The following is a 14,591-nucleotide window of genomic DNA, read 5'->3' as shown; positions in this document are numbered from 1 at the left end:
GCCCGCTCCTGAACCGCCGCGCGACCTCGACCACCGGCGCGGACCTGCCGCGTAGGGTCGGGCGCGTGCCAGCCCGCCTCGTCGCTCTCGTCGTGTTGATCGCTCTCACCCTGACGGCGACAGCGGGCGCGCCGGCGACGGCGGAGCCCACCGGGCCGCGGCCCGCGGGCGCGACCGGGCTGGTCGCGCAGGACTCGGCCGACCCGCTCGCGATCCTGGAGGCCGCGCCGGACCGGACGTTGGCGCTGCGTGATCTGTCCCTGCGCCGGGACACCCTGCCGATCGCGGCGCGGAGGCAGGTGGACCGCCTGCTCGCCCGGCCCGACGACCCGAGCGATCCGCAGGGCGACGGCTACGAGCAGGCGATGGAGCCGCCGCTGTGCTCCGACGTCGTGTGCGTCCACTACGTCGCCACGGGTGTGGATGCCCCACCGCCCGCGGACCGCAACGGCGACGGCGTGCCCGATCAGGTCTCCCTCACCCGGAACGTCGTGACGTCGGTCCATCGCGCCTACATCGCCGCCGGTTACCGGGCACCGGTCACCGACGGGGCGACCGGTGGCGACGGGCGGCTCGACGTCTACCTCTCGGACGTGGGTCGCGACGGCCTGTACGGCTACTGCGCCACCGACGCGCCCAACCCCGGCCGCGGCCCCCAGCCGGCCTACTGCGTGCTCGACAACGACTACGCGACGTCGCAGTTCGACGGCGACCCGCGCGAGCTCCTCTCGGTGACCGCGGCACACGAGTACTTCCATGCCATCCAGTTCGCCTACGACTACGCGGCCGACAGTTGGCTGATGGAGGCGACGGCGGCCTGGGCGGAGGACGAGTTGTTCGACGACGTCGACGACAACCGCCAGTTCCTGCGCTCCAGCCCGCTCAGCACCCCGGACCGGCCGTGGGACGACATCGGCGGGTCGTGGTCCTACGGGGTGTGGATCGTCTTCCGCCACCTCACCGAGCGCTACCGGGCGGCGGCGGGCGGACTCCCGACCCTGGTGCGCGACGTCTGGCGCCGGATGGACGCTGCGCCCGGCGGACGCGGCGAGTACTCGCTCCAGGCGCTGAGCGCCGTGCTGCGTGGTCGCGGCACCAGCCTCGGCGCTGCGCTCGCGAACTTCGCACAGGACGCACGTATGCCCGGCCGCACCTTCGCGGAGGGTCGTGCGGGTCGGTACCCGAGCGCCCGTCTGGCCGCGACCACGCGCCTGACGGCGGCGAGCAGGTCGACGACCCGCTCGTTCCGCCTCGACCACCTGACGTCGGCGACCACCCGGGCCGTCCAGGAGGAACNACCTGACGGCGCCGCCCTCCCGGGGGCCCTCGGCTCCGACGCTGCGCGGTCAGTGGCGACTGCGGCTCCGCCTCGACGGCGGGGCCCCGCCCGCGCGGGGAGCGGCCGCGCGCATCACGGTGATCCGCCACGACGCCGCTCCGCGCCGCATCGTGCTGAGCCTCAACGCCCAGGGGCGCGTCAGCCATCAGGTCAACCTGACCCGTTCGACGGTCAAGGCGGTCGAGGTGACGCTGGTCAACGGGGGCGAGAGGTACCGCTGCCAGCAGGGCACGACGTTCTCCTGCCGCGGGCGTTCCCGCGACGACGGGCGCGCCGTCCAGCTCACCGCGACGGCGGTGCGTCCGGGCGGGTGATGCCCTCGGTGTGCCCCTCGGAGGTGAACATCGCGCGATCCTCAGGTGATCTCCTGGCGGATTCGCCTGAGACGACCATGACCTGACACGTGTCAGGTCGTTGAATCCTCCCGTGAGCACCCCACCTCCTCGCGCCCTCGACCGCCGCGCCGTCCTGGCGACCGGAACCGCAGGCACCGCCGGTGCCGTCGCCGTCGCCGTGTCGGGCACCCGTGCCGCCGAGGCAGCGCGCCCCGACCGTCCCCGGTACTTCCGGCACGGCATCGCCTCGGGCGACCCGCTGCCCGACCGCGTGGTGATCTGGACCCGCGTCACCCCGACGGCGTCGTCGACGCCCGGCTCGGGCAAGGGCCCGCGCGTCGAGGTCACCTGGGAGGTGGCCCGCGACCGCGGGTTCACCTCGATCGTGAACCGTGGCACGTTCGTCACCGGCCCGAGCCGCGACCACACCGTCAAGCTGGACGTCGATGGGCTGCGACCGGCCACCTGGTACCACTACCGCTTCACCTATCGCGGTGAGCGCAGTCGCGTCGGCCGCATGCGGACCGCTCCCGCCGAGAACGCCTCCCCGGGCAACCTGCGCTTCGGCGTCGTCAGCTGCGCGAACTGGCAGGCGGGGTGGTTCTCCGCCTATCGCGGCCTGGCCGAGCGCGACGACCTGCACGCCGTCCTGCACCTGGGTGACTACCTCTACGAGTACGGCCCGGGCAAGTACGGCTACGGCTTCAACGACCGCGACATCCGCACCCACGACCCGCGGCGCGAGATGGTCTCCCTCGAGGACTACCGACGTCGGCACGCCCAGTACAAGACCGACCCCGACCTGCAGGACGCCCACGCCAAGTTCCCCTGGATCATCACCTGGGACGACCACGAGGTCACCAACGACCAGTGGGCCCGCGGAGCCGAGAACCACCAGCCCGGCCGCGAGGGCGACTACCTGCGTCGCCGGGCCCGCGCCCACCGCGCCTACGACGAGTGGATGCCCGTGCGGATGAACGCGACCGCCGAGCTCGGGGACGGCACCCGGCTCTACCGCCGGCTGCGGTTCGGCAAGCTCGCCGAGTTCAGCATGCTCGATCTGCGTACCTACCGGTCGATGAACGTCGAGACCCTCGCCCCGACGCCGGTGCCGGCGATCCAGGCCGAGGTCAGCGACCCCGACCGCACCATCACCGGCAAGGCGCAGATGCGCTGGCTCAAGCGCTCCCTCAGCGAGACCGATGCGCTGTGGAAGGTGGTGGGAAACCCGGTGATGATCGCGCCCATCACCTTCGTTCAGGTGCCCGGCGACCTGCTCGGCCCGATCAACGACGTCACCGGTCTGCTGCCGAGCGACGGGTTCCCCTACAACGTCGACCAGTGGGACGGCTTCACCGCCGATCGCCGCGAGATCGTGCAGCACATCCGCGACCACCAGGTGCAGAACGCGCTCTTCGTCACCGGCGACATCCACTCCGGGTGGGCCTCCGACCTGCCCTTCGACGTCGGCTCCTACCCCCTCTCCGGCTCGGCCGGGGTGGAGTTCGTGTGCAGCTCGGTGACCTCGAACAACCTCAAAGACCTCATCGCCGCGCCGCGCCGGACCGCGAGCCTCGCCGTCGAGGCCGTCATCCGGCTGAACAACCGTCACCTGAAGTACCTCAACTTCGACGACCACGGCTTCTCCGTGCTGGACCTGACGGCGAAGCGGGCCCAGATGGACTGGTACGTGATCGGCGACCGTGCCGACAAGAACACCTCGATCCGCTGGTCGGCGTCCTACGCGACCAAGGTCGGCACCAATACGGTGACCCAGGTCTCCAAGCCCGTTCGATGAGCACCGACGCGCACCCGACACACCGCGACGCACGCCGCCGCGAAGCACAGGAGAGAGTTCGATGAGCGACTGCTGCACCCCCCGACGACCGACCGGAGAGCCGACGCCGTTCGAGCGCGGCGCCGCCGAGATCGCCACGGGACGTCGGGCGCTGCTGGGCGCGGCAGGGGGCGCGATCGCCTTCTCCACCGCAGCACTGGCCGGCGCGCCGATCGCGGACGCCGCACCCGGGCGGGGACGTCGGACAGCCAAGCGTGCCTATGTGCTGGTCATCGACGGGTGCCTGCCGGAGGAGATCGACGGTGGCCTGACACCGAACCTGAAGAAGCTGCGCGACGGCGGGCTGCGGTTCCCGCAGGCGCGGTCGATGCCGGTGATGGAGACCATCCCCAACCACGTGATGATGATGACCGGCGTGCGCCCCGACCGGACCGGGGTGCCGTCCAACACGATCTACGACCGCAAGCTCAAGGACGTCCGCACCATCGAACGGCCGAGCGACATCAAGGTCGACACCGTCATCGAGCGGATGGGTCGCAACGGGCTGCGCACGGGAACGGTGCTCTCCAAGGACTACCTCTACGGGGTCTTCGGCGGCCGGGCGACGGCGCGCTGGGAGCCGGCGCCGATCATCCCGATCTCGGGCCACGCCCCGGACGTCTTCACCATGCGTGCGGCGCTGGCGATGCTCGACGACGTCGACCCCCACCTGATGTTCGTCAACCTCGGCGACATCGACCGGTTCGGGCACACCGACGTGACCGGCGGGGTCGGCATCAAGGCGCTGCGGCGTATCGCCCTGGCCAGCACCGACGCGCTGATCGGGCAGTTCATCGGACGACTCAAGTCGAGTGGCAAGTGGCAGGACTCGATCGTCGTGGTGCTCGCCGATCACTCGATGGACTGGTCGTTGCCACACCGTGTCGTGTCCCTCGCCGGCCCCCTGGACAAGGACCCGTTCCTGCGCGGGAAGGTGCAGATCGCCTGCAACGGCGGTGCCGACCTCCTCTACTGGACCGGCCCGAGGAACCAGCGCGAGAAGGCGATCCGCCGCATGCGCGCGGTCGCCGAACGAGTCGAGGGCGTGCTCGTGGCCCACGACCGCCGCGAGCCCGAGCTGCGGCTGGGGCCCGAGGCCGGCGAGGTGCTCGTCTACTGCAAGGCGGGTTGGCGCTTCAGCGATCCCGACCCCGTGACCGACAACCCGATCCCCGGCAACCACGGCCACCCGGCGACGCACGCGATCCCGTTCTTCATCGGAGGCGGCCACTCCGCGGTGCCTCGTCGCCGAGCCTCGACGCGGACGGCGCGCACCATCGACGTCGCCCCGACGGTCGCGTCCTTCTTCGGCCTCTCCGGTGCGCCCCGCGGCGGTTGGGACGGCGTCGACCTGCTCGCCTGAGCGGGTCTCGCCCCCGCCGGCCTCAGGACCCCGCGAGCCTGCGGAGCGCCTGCCGCACGAGCGCGGCGTCGGTGGTGGGCCACATCGGCGGCAGGCTGTTCATCAGGAACGAGCCGTAGCGAGCCGTGGACACCCGGGAGTCGAGGATCGCGACGACACCGCGGTCGCTCGTCGTCCGGATGAGACGACCTGCACCCTGGGCCAGCAGCAGCGCCGCGTGCGTGGCAGCGACCTGCATGAAGCCGTTGCCTCCGGCTTTGTCGGCGGCCTGCTGGCGCGCGCTCATGAGCGGATCGTCGGGACGCGGGAACGGGATGCGGTCGATCAGCACCAGCTGGCAGGTGTCGCCCGGCACGTCGAGGCCCTGCCACAGGCTGAGGGTGCCGAAGAGGCGGGTGTGCGGATCGCCGACGAACTGGCGCGCGAGCCCGGGAAGCTGCGCGTCGCCCTGCGCGAGCGTGGTCAGGTGCGGGAGCCGGGTGCGCCCCGCCTCGGCCGCCGCCTCGGCGGCGCGACGACTGGAGAAGAGCCCCAACGTGCGGCCCTCCGCCGCGTCGACGAGTTCGACGATCTCGTCGAGATGCGCGGGCATCAGTCCGTCTCGGCCCGGCGGCGGGAGATGCCGGGCGACGTAGACGATGCCCTGCTGCCGGTAGTCGAACGGCGATCCGACGTCGAGCCCGACCCAGGGCTCCACGCCCTCCTCGGGCGCGATCTCGACGTCGGCGTCCAACACGCGCTCGCTGGGCTTGAGTCCCACGGTGGTGGCGACGGCACCGAAGTCGCCGCCGAGCATCAGGGTCGCCGACGTCATCACCACCGTCTTGTCGGCGAGCAGCCGGTCGCGCATCTGCCCCCAGACCTCCAACGGCGCGACGCACAGTCGCGGCGGGATCCGCTCGCCGCCCTCGTTCAACCACAGGACGTCGCGCTCGGCCCCGGCCGCCATCCGCTCGGCGATCGTGAACACCTCCTGCACCGACCCCTTGGCCTGGGTCATCCCCGCATCCGGCCCGTCGTCGGCGCCGCCCTTGGGATAGGCCGACAGGCAGGCCCGGGCGGCATCGCGCACGAGCTCGAGAGCATCAGCGACCTCGTCGGGCGTGGTGACGAAGCGGCCGGGCCGAGCGCCCTCGATCGCCGAGCGCAGCGCCCCCGCGGCATCGGCGAGATCGTCGGCCTGGGGCCCGTCGACGTGGCGCTGGGATCGCCGTGCCGCACGCTCGACGTCCGGCACGCTCAGCTCGTCGGTCGCGGCCTGGGTGACCCGGGCGGACAGCTCGTGCGCCTCGTCGATCACGACGGCGTCGTAGTCGGGGATCATGGGCACTCCCTCGATCGCGTCGATCGCGAGGAGGGAGTGGTTGGTGATGATCACGTGCGAGCGGTGCGCCTTCTCCCGTGCCAGCTCCACGAAGCACTCGGTGCCGTACGGGCACTTCTGGGCGCCGAGGCAGTCGCGGTGACCGACGCTGACCTGACGCCACTCGCGGTCGGTGTGTCGGGGAGCGGCGTCCCGCTCGCCCGAGCCCCCGACTTCGTGCTCCTCCTCCGCCCACGAGCGCAGCTCGAGCACCTTCTCGGCCATCGAGCCGATCGGGACGTCGACCAGCGTGCCCTGGTCGTCCGGCACGCCTTCGCGGATGCGGTGCAGGCAGGCGTAGTTCGAGCGGCCCTTGAGCACCGCGTAGCTGGTGTCGAGGCCGGGAACGTCTGCGACCGCCTCGACCAGTCTCGGCAGGTCGCGCTCGACGAGCTGGTGCTGCAGCGCCAGCGTCGCCGTCGCGACGACGACGCGCTGGTCGTGCACGAGGGCGGGCACGAGATAGGCCAGCGACTTCCCGGTTCCGGTACCGGCCTGGACGACGAGGTGCCGCTCTCCGGTGAGCGCGGCAGCCACGGCCTCCGCCATCTCGACCTGCCCCGCGCGCTCGGCACCGCCGAGCGCCGACACCGCCTGCGCGAGCACCTCGGTCACGGATGGTCGAGGTTCAGGCACCCGCGACACAGTAGTGGGGTCGCGCGTCGCCCCGCTCGCGCCGTCCCCCGCTCCCGGCGCCGCGATCAGGCGAGGGGGCGATTCAGAGATCGGACGGCGTCCGCGACGCGTGCGCCGAACGTGTCGTGGCCCGCAGGAGTGAGGTGCAGGCGGTCCGCGAGGTAGGTCAGGTCGAGGTCGGCCATCGACAGGTACGCGACCCCGGCATCCCGCGCGAGACGCCGCAGCTGGGCGTCGACCCGGGGCACCTGCGCGACGCGCGCCGGCGCCGACGCGGGGCCGACGACGAGCACGCGCCGTCCCGGAGCCTCGAGCGTCGACATCAGCGCGCGGAAGCCGGTGCGGATCTCGCCTGGGCTGCGGTCCCAGTCGTTGAGCCCGCCCTCGACCACGACGATGTCGGCACCCGGCGAGACCGCGACCGGTGCGCGGTCGGCGAAGGAGACCGAGCCACAGGGACTCGCCGCAGCGCTGAACCCGGACCCGGAGAAGCCGGCGACGCGCACCCGACCGGGGAGCCGGCTCGGCCACGACGTCAGGGGATCGTCCAGGCCGAGACCGACCGAGTAGGAGTCGCCGATCACCACGACGCGTCCCGCTCCCACGGCGGGCGCCTCGTGGGCCAGCCGCGACGCCGACGCGTCGGCGAAGGCGCGACACCGACCGACGTCGTCCCCCTCGGCACGCACGACGACGTAGCCGGTCAGCGCGACGGCGAGTGCCGAGGCGAGCAACGCCGGCATGATGTCGCGCCGAACGCGCGCAGCGACCCCCGAGGACACACCAGAGATTCTCTGGCTCGCAGGTCTCTCGCACCATGGTCCGTCGGGGCAGTCGAATGACTAGACCGGTCTAGTCATTCGACTCGGTATCTGCGGCGCACCGCACCCGACGTGTGTTCACGGCGCGTGTGGGGTAGGCGGCGCTCATGCCGGCCACCTCACGCCCACCTCGCGCCTTCCGCACCGCTCACCTCGCTCGTACCGCGCCCGTCGTCGCGGCGGCGTTCGGTCTCGCGACGCTCGCGGCGTGCGGTGACGGTGCCGACGAGGAGGCGCGCGAGCGCGCCGAGGCGACGGCGTCCGCCTGCCGGGTCGTGCAGCTCACCGGAGCCTCGCTGGACTCATCGCAGGCCGAGCTGAGCGGGTCCCGCTCGGGCCCCGGCGTGGTGCAGGACTACGCAGCCGCGATCGCCACGGCCACCGACAAGATCGGCGACGCCGACGTCGATGCCTCCCTCCTCGATGCGGCCACGGCGTTGATCGGAGCCTGGAGCCGCACCCGCACCGCCGCCCAGCGCCTGATCGAGGACGGCGCCGGGTCGTCCGGACCGTCGTCGAGCGAGGTCGCCGCGTTGATCAGCGCGGAGAGGCGCCTCCTCGATGACTTCGCCACCGCGTGCGACGAGGCGTCGGCGGCATCCTCGACCACCTAGCCGGCCGGCTCCTCGCTCCGACGGCGCAGACCCAGGCCTGCCGTCGCGGCTCCGAGCAGGGCGAGGCCGCAGACCAGGAGGATGCCCGCACCGCCCAGTGCGCCGTCGGTCCAGTCGATCAGCGCCTCGGGGACGGTGAGCGCCAGCAGCGTGATGCCGAGCGCGGACCGACTCCAGTGCCCGTGGCGTTGGTAGACCACCAACGCTGCGACGGCGACCGCGACGCTCAGCGCATATCCCCACTCCCGATGCTCCCCGTCGATCACGGGCCACTGGGAGCCGAGACCCAGCAGCATCGCACCGATCACGCGCGCCACGACGTCCTCTCGCCACGTGCCGCGCGATGCCAGCCACCACCAGGCGAGCCCGGTGAGCAGCAGCAGCGCAGCGACGTCGAGATTCGCCGGCACGACATCGAAGGCATCTCGAGCGAGATCCTCGAGCACGAGGACGGCGGTCTGGATCACTCCCCACAGCACCACGCCCTGGCCGATCACGCTCGGCGCGTGGCGATAGGCGAGAAGGCCACCCACCGTCAGGACGACTCCGGCGACCGCGCCTGGCCAGGCCGTGTAGTCGTGGAGGACACGGTCGACGACCAGCGCGCTCAGGCCCGATGCGGCCAGCACCGCGGCCGTGCCCAGGGTCGCGGCGAGACGGCGGCGCACCGGATCGGCGCGGTCCTCTGCGTCACGCCCCCGCACCATCCCGGCTGCGACGGCCAGCGTCAGGGACACGACCACGAGCAGCCCGCTCTGGGCGCCGAACGAGAGGTCCGACCAGGTCTGGGCGAGCAGTACCGCGACCGAGGCCAGCACCATCGCCCCACCGACGTAGCCGGCCACCTCGACCCACCAGCGGTGCTGCGGCACGGGTCCGCTCGCCGGCGCACCCGCGCCCGGTTCCACGGCCGCCTCGTCGGCCGCGAGGACGTCGAGCGCGGCGGCACGCCGTCCGGCGTCGACGAGCCCCGCGGCGATCAGGGCGTCGACGATCTCCGGCAGGCTGCGCTGGCGCGACGTCACGGCGCCATCATGACGGCCCGACAGGACGCCCGTCAGGCGGTGACGGCGTAGGGGGCGAGCTCGCCCGCGAGATCCTCGTTCGCGCGACCGCGGACGAGGCTGCCCTCGCCGGTGTGCTCGAGGGAGTCGATCTCGCCGTGCTGGTGGAGCCGGTTGATCAGGTCGCCGCGCTCGTAGGGCAGCAGGGCGTGGAACTCCACTCCCGGCCGCGGCAGCTCGCTCTCCACGAGCGCCAGGGCTGCGGCGATGCCCTGCCCGGTCTTCGCACTGACCACGACGCTGTGCGGTTCGCGCTGCTGGAGACGGGCGAGCACCAGCGGGCCGGCGGCGTCGGCCTTGTTGACCACGATGATCTCGGGCACCGAGTCGGCGCCGATCTCGGCGAAGACCTCGCGTACGGCCGTGATCTGGCCCTCGGGGTCGGGGTGGGAGCCGTCGACGACGTGCAGCACCAGGTCGGCGTCGCCGACCTCCTCCAGGGTCGAGCGGAACGCCTCGACCAGCTGGTGGGGCAGGTGCCGGACGAAACCGACGGTGTCGCTCATCGTGTAGATGCGGCCGTCGGCGGTGGTGGTGCGGCGGGTGGTCGGGTCGAGGGTCGCGAAGAGGGCGTCCTCGACGAGCACACCGGCGTCGGTGAGGCGGTTGAGCAGCGAGGACTTGCCGGCGTTGGTGTAGCCGGCGATCGCCACGCTGGGGATGCGGTGCCGCTGGCGGTCGGCCCGCTTGGTGGCGCGGGTGCCGGCCATCGCCTTGAGCTCGCGACGCAGCTTGGCGATCTTGTCGTTGATGCGACGACGGTCGGTCTCGATCTTGGTCTCACCGGGACCGCGACCGCCGATACCCGCACCGGCCGCCACGCGACCACCGGCCTGACGCGAGAGGTTGCCACCCCAGCCGCGCAGGCGCTGCTTCATGTAGTTGAGCTGGGCGAGTTCGACCTGCGCCTGCCCCTCCTTGCTCTTCGCGTGCTGGGCGAAGATGTCGAGGATCAGCGCGGTGCGGTCGACGACCTTGACCTTGAGCCGGTCCTCGAGGTTGCGCAGCTGGCTCGGCGCCAGCTCGCCGTCGCAGATGACGGTGTCGGCGCCGGTGGCCTGGACGATCTCGGCGAGCCCCTCCACCTTCCCTCGACCCACGTAGGTGGCCGGGTCGGGCTTGGTACGGCGCTGGTAGATCGCCTCCAGCACCTCCGAGCCGGCGGTCTCGGCGAGGAGGGCGAGCTCGGCCATCGAGTTCTCGGCGTCCTGCACGCTGCCCTCGGTCCAGACGCCGACGAGGACGACGCGCTCGAGCCGCAGCTGGCGGTACTCGACCTCGGTGATGTCCTCGAGCTCGGTGCGCAGTGCGGCGACGCGGCGCAGCTGATGCCGCTCGGCGAGCTCCATCGCGCCGAGGGTGAGCTCCTCCTCGGGGTCGGGCTCATCGGCGTAGCCCGACACGAAGTCGTCGCCGTCCAGCCAGTCGGAGGTCTCCTCGAGCTCGTCGTCGAGGGTGAAGTGTTCAGTCTGGTTGCTCATACGTGGCCCAGCCTAGGTCGCACCTGTGCGGGCCGCGACCCGATATCGGTCCACCGGACCCGCAGGACCAGACCACGACCTACGGCGATCGAGGAGGCCGAGGAAGCCGGAGCCCATCGGACAGACTCCCCTCAGCCCGGTTCGGTGCCCAATCCGGCGTCCCTCGCCCGGGCGATCGCCTCGGCGCGGGTGCGCGCGCGGAGCTTGGCGAGGATGTCGCTGACCCGGTTGCGCACGGTCTTCTCCGAGAGGAAGAGCCGTCGCGCGATGCTCGCGTTGTCCAGTCCGCGCGCCATCAGGTCGAGCACCTCGCGCTCGCGCGCCGTCAGGTCGGGGAACGCCTCGGTGCCACCGCCGCCGACCTGCCCGGCGGCGAAGAAGCGCAGCACCTGCTCGGCCACGCGTGGACCGAACACCGCCTCGCCGCGGGCGACGCCGGTCAGCGCGCGGTGCACGTCATCCGCGCCGGACTCCTTGAGCAGGTACCCGCGCGCGCCCGCTCGGAGGGCGGCGAACACCGAGTCGGGATCCTCGCTCATCGTCAGCACGACGACGGCGACGTCGGGGTGCTGATCGGCGATCCGGGCGGTGGCCGCGAGGCCGCCGATGCCCGGCATCCGCAGGTCCATCAGCACGACGTCGGGGCGCAGCGTCGCGACCTGCTCGAGCGCCGTCTCCCCGCTGTCGGCCTCGCCGCACAGTGCGACGTCGGGCAGCGCCTCGAGCACCGAGGTCAGGCCGGCTCGGAAGAGCGCGTGGTCGTCGACGACGAGGACGGAGATCATGGTCGGGCTCCTGCGAGTTCGGGTGGTACCGCACCGGGCGGCGCGGGTTGCACCGGCAGCACGGCGAGGACGGCGGTGCCGCCGCCGGGGTTGGGCTCGTGGACGACCCGGCCGCCGATCTCGGTGGCCCGTTGCCGCATGCTCGCGGTGCCCACCCCGCCGACGACGGTGCCGGGCATGCCGCGGCCGTTGTCGACCACGCGCACCCGCAGCTCCTCGCCGACCCGATCGGCCTCGACGCGCAGGTGCGAGGCACCGCTGTGACGGACGACGTTGCCCACCGCCTCGGCGGCGATCGCGTAGGCGGCCACCTCGCTCGCCGCGGAGACCTCGCCCAGGTCACCGACGTCGGCCACGCCGCCGATCGGCTCGGCGCCGCGCACCAGCTGGCGCAGCGACTCCTCCAGACCGAGCTGGTCGAGGACCGGTGGGCGCAGGCCGTGGGAGACCGCGCGCACCTCGGCCACGGCGTCGCGGATCCGGTCGCGGACGGCACGCACCCGCGCCGCGGCGTCGGGCGACTCGACGTCGAGACCCACCGCCAGCGCGTCGACCTGGAGGGCGATGCCCGCCAGGCTCGGTCCGACGCCGTCGTGGAGGTCGTTGCGCAGTCGACGACGCTCCTCCTCCCGGGCCGCGACGATCGAGCGCCGGCTCGACGCGACGTCGGCCACGAGCGTCGCCGCGTAGCCGAGCATCGCGGCCTGGGCAGCGCCCTGCTCCAGCACCTGCCGCTCGCTGCGCGAGAAGCCCTCGGCGCCGGCGCGGGGCGCCACCTCCAGGACGCCGACGACCCGACCCATCGCGACGCCGTCGAGCGAGACGACGCGGTCCGGCCGCAGTCCGGAGGCGGTGCGGTCACCGCGCGCGCCGACGAATGCGACATAGGGCAGGCGCAGCGTCGCGGCGGTGGCCCGCACCAACGACTCCAGCGCCTCCTGCGGCTCGCCGGCGTCACGCGCGGCGATCAGCACGCGGGCGCCGAGGGAGGCGGCGGTCTGCCTGTGAGGGAACCAGCGCCGGTCGATCCACCGCTGCGTGAGGCTCCAGACGGCGACGATCGCCACAGCGAGCCCGGCCACCAGCAGCACACCGGCACGCGTCGCGGTCACGCCGGGATCCAGACGCAGGAGCAGCCACGCGCCACCGGCTCCGACGAGTACGACGACGGCGAGGAAGACCGCGGTGCGCTGCAGGGCGAGATCGACGTCGATGAGACGGTGCCGGACCACCGAGACCCCCACGGCGACCGGCGGGCCGAGCAGTCCCACCGAGAACAGTGCGTCGTTGCCCAGGATCAGGCCGATCACCATGCCCATGAGCAGCATGAGGCCGCCGAGCATCAGCCACTGGAGCTGGATGCGTTCGATGCCGACAGCCCGCCGGGTGCGCACCACGATCGCGACGATCCCGGCCGGGATGCCGAGCCCGTTGCAGACCAGCGCTCCGGCGAGCACGAGGTAGTTGAGCCAGTCCATGCCGTGGATGCCGAGCGGATTCTCGATCTCGACGTTGATGTCGCTGCCACCGGGGACGAACATCCGGGCCACCGCGATGAGCACGGCCCCGGCGATCACCACGCCGGCCATGGGGCGCCACTGCGGCGACGGCAACCGGCCGTCGGGGAAGGTCATCGGCACCAGCGGCAGCACCAGGAGGTAGACCGCGAACCCCCACGAGGAGACCCAGTCGGCGACCACCGCTCCGGGCAGCGCGGCGACGTAGTGGCTCCAGACCGAGTACTCGCCGATCAGCCCGTACACCGCGAGCCACGACGTGGCGAGCAGCAGCCACCCGCAGGCGTTGCGGGGGCTCGATCGCACGACCACCCACCCCGCGAGTGGCCAGGTGAAGCCGATGACGAGGTTCGCATACCCCATCGGCTGCAGATCGCTCGCTCGTTGTTCGGCGAGCAGTCGCAGGACCGACGCGGCGACGGTCGCGATCGCGCCCACCGCCACGAGGGCTGCCGCCGCGCGCACGTGGACGACGTCCGAACTTCCGCCGGAGGCGCCGCCCGCCGGCGCGCCGGGGTCGTCGAGCGGGGTGGTCGAGGCGGGCACGTCGTCATGCTGGCAGCCCGAACGGCATCCCGGAACAGAACCGGGCGAGCCTCCCCGAAGGTCGGGACGCATGTCCCTGGGTCCTGGGATCCCTCCCGCCCGATGGTCTGTCCATGACCACATCGATCTCCACTCCCGCCCCGTCCCACTCCCCCGTCAACGCCGGCTCGACGCTGGGCCGCGGCCGGTGGCCGTTGCTCGGCGTCGCCGCCGGCGTCGGCGCGATCGTCGGCACCCTCGTGCTCGACATCCACCCGACGTCGTGGAACGCCGACGACACCTACACGGTCGACGTCGTCGACGAGATCAGCTCGGGCAAGGCGCACGCCAGCGTCGTCGTCGGCTACATCACCGTCGCGCTGCTGCTCGTGCTCGCCGCCGCGTGGCGCCGTCATGTCGAGCCGAGGGCGCTCGCCAGCACCGCGGCGCGCGTCGTGCCGCTGGGGCTGACGGCGGCGGCCGGCGCGCTCTCGCTCGGGTACGGCTGGCGCGGGGCGCTGGGCCTCTACCTCGGCAACGAGGAGGGCGCCTTCGACAAGCAGGGGCTCTACGTCCTCTACGTGCTGAACGACTTCGGTGCCTACATCGGCTACCTCGGCGTCACGGTCGCCGCCGGCGCCGTCGTCTGGATGTCGCTGCGCGAGCGCCTGGTCTCGCGATGGATCGGCATCTTCTCGATCCTGCCGATCCTGCCCGTCGTCGTCACCGTCGCCGCGTTCGGTCTCCCCGGCTTCCCCGGCGTCTCCAGCGGACTCTGGCTGATCGTCGCCTTCGCCGGCCTGGCCTTCGGGAAGAGCACCATCAACCGCTGACCCGTCCGCCAGACCCGACAACGCCGTTGACCCGTCTCTACCTGGAGACGGGTCAACGGTCGGTTTCGCGTTGACCCG

11 protein-coding genes are annotated in these 14,591 nt (G+C 72.4%); 5 read left to right on the top strand and 6 right to left on the bottom strand.

Annotated elements, in window-relative coordinates:
• Nucleotides 1-65: 65 nt before the first annotated feature.
• The 3 genes from KSO97_RS18445 (at nucleotide 66) to KSO97_RS07275 (ending at nucleotide 4,874) form a co-directional block, all read left to right on the top strand.
• Entirely contained in the window at nucleotides 66-1,739 is a 1,674-nt protein-coding gene (locus tag KSO97_RS18445; protein ID WP_374198475.1) for an MXAN_6640 family putative metalloprotease, read from the top strand.
• Nucleotides 1,740-1,765: 26 nt separating this feature from the next.
• Nucleotides 1,766-3,472, top strand: coding sequence for an alkaline phosphatase (locus KSO97_RS07280; RefSeq protein WP_232677462.1), 1,707 nt, complete (start codon nucleotides 1,766-1,768; stop codon nucleotides 3,470-3,472).
• 61 nt (nucleotides 3,473-3,533) lie between these two features.
• Nucleotides 3,534-4,874: an alkaline phosphatase family protein gene (locus KSO97_RS07275; protein ID WP_232677461.1), complete on the top strand. Its 1,341-nt coding sequence runs from the start codon at nucleotides 3,534-3,536 to the stop codon at nucleotides 4,872-4,874.
• A gap of 22 nt (nucleotides 4,875-4,896) precedes the next feature.
• Here KSO97_RS07275 and KSO97_RS07270 read toward each other — a convergent pair whose 3' ends face one another.
• Entirely contained in the window at nucleotides 4,897-6,873 is a 1,977-nt protein-coding gene (locus KSO97_RS07270) for an ATP-dependent DNA helicase (RefSeq protein ID WP_232677460.1), read from the bottom strand.
• 65 nt (nucleotides 6,874-6,938) lie between these two features.
• Nucleotides 6,939-7,655, bottom strand: a complete 717-nt coding sequence (locus KSO97_RS07265) for an SGNH/GDSL hydrolase family protein (protein WP_232677459.1) — start codon at nucleotides 7,653-7,655, stop codon at nucleotides 6,939-6,941.
• A gap of 146 nt (nucleotides 7,656-7,801) precedes the next feature.
• On the opposite strand from KSO97_RS07265, the gene KSO97_RS07260 reads away from it, so the two are divergent.
• Nucleotides 7,802-8,308: a hypothetical protein gene (locus KSO97_RS07260; protein WP_232677458.1), complete on the top strand. Its 507-nt coding sequence runs from the start codon at nucleotides 7,802-7,804 to the stop codon at nucleotides 8,306-8,308.
• Here KSO97_RS07260 and KSO97_RS07255 read toward each other — a convergent pair.
• From KSO97_RS07255 to KSO97_RS18255, 4 genes are all read right to left on the bottom strand, one after another.
• Nucleotides 8,305-9,333 carry a hypothetical protein gene (locus KSO97_RS07255; RefSeq protein WP_232677456.1) on the bottom strand — a complete coding sequence of 343 codons (1,029 nt, stop codon included), beginning with the start codon at nucleotides 9,331-9,333 and terminating at the stop codon, nucleotides 8,305-8,307. The two genes, KSO97_RS07260 and KSO97_RS07255, sit on opposite strands and share 4 nt — an antisense overlap.
• Nucleotides 9,334-9,365: 32 nt before the next feature.
• Nucleotides 9,366-10,853 (bottom strand): GTPase HflX, encoded by a 1,488-nt coding sequence (gene hflX / locus KSO97_RS07250; protein WP_232677455.1) that lies wholly within the window; start codon nucleotides 10,851-10,853, stop codon nucleotides 9,366-9,368.
• 131 nt (nucleotides 10,854-10,984) lie between these two features.
• Complete coding sequence (locus tag KSO97_RS07245; protein ID WP_232677454.1) at nucleotides 10,985-11,638, bottom strand: response regulator transcription factor; 654 nt, start codon at nucleotides 11,636-11,638, stop codon at nucleotides 10,985-10,987.
• Nucleotides 11,635-13,701: a histidine kinase gene (locus KSO97_RS18255; protein WP_232677453.1), complete on the bottom strand. Its 2,067-nt coding sequence runs from the start codon at nucleotides 13,699-13,701 to the stop codon at nucleotides 11,635-11,637. The genes KSO97_RS07245 and KSO97_RS18255 overlap by 4 nt, the downstream gene beginning before the upstream one ends.
• 113 nt (nucleotides 13,702-13,814) lie before the next feature.
• On the opposite strand from KSO97_RS18255, the gene KSO97_RS07235 reads away from it, so the two are divergent.
• A complete protein-coding gene (locus tag KSO97_RS07235; RefSeq protein ID WP_232677452.1) occupies nucleotides 13,815-14,513 on the top strand; it encodes a hypothetical protein in 699 nt (232 codons plus the stop codon).
• Nucleotides 14,514-14,591 lie beyond the last annotated feature (78 nt).

It is taken from the genome of Nocardioides sp. R-C-SC26 (assembly GCF_021246465.1).
Classification (GTDB): domain Bacteria; phylum Actinomycetota; class Actinomycetes; order Propionibacteriales; family Nocardioidaceae; genus Nocardioides.
This window is presented reverse-complemented; position numbering and strand designations above follow the sequence as displayed.

Excerpts from the sequence above, each read along its gene's own strand:
- KSO97_RS07275 (WP_232677461.1), top strand. The coding sequence starts at position 3,534 with ATGAGCGACTGCTGCACCCCCCGACGACCGACCGGAGAGCCGACGCCG.
- KSO97_RS07260 (WP_232677458.1), top strand. The coding sequence starts at position 7,802 with ATGCCGGCCACCTCACGCCCACCTCGCGCCTTCCGCACCGCTCACCTC.
- hflX (WP_232677455.1), bottom strand. The coding sequence starts at position 10,853 with ATGAGCAACCAGACTGAACACTTCACCCTCGACGACGAGCTCGAGGAG.
- KSO97_RS07245 (WP_232677454.1), bottom strand. The coding sequence starts at position 11,638 with ATGATCTCCGTCCTCGTCGTCGACGACCACGCGCTCTTCCGAGCCGGC.
- KSO97_RS07235 (WP_232677452.1), top strand. The coding sequence starts at position 13,815 with ATGACCACATCGATCTCCACTCCCGCCCCGTCCCACTCCCCCGTCAAC.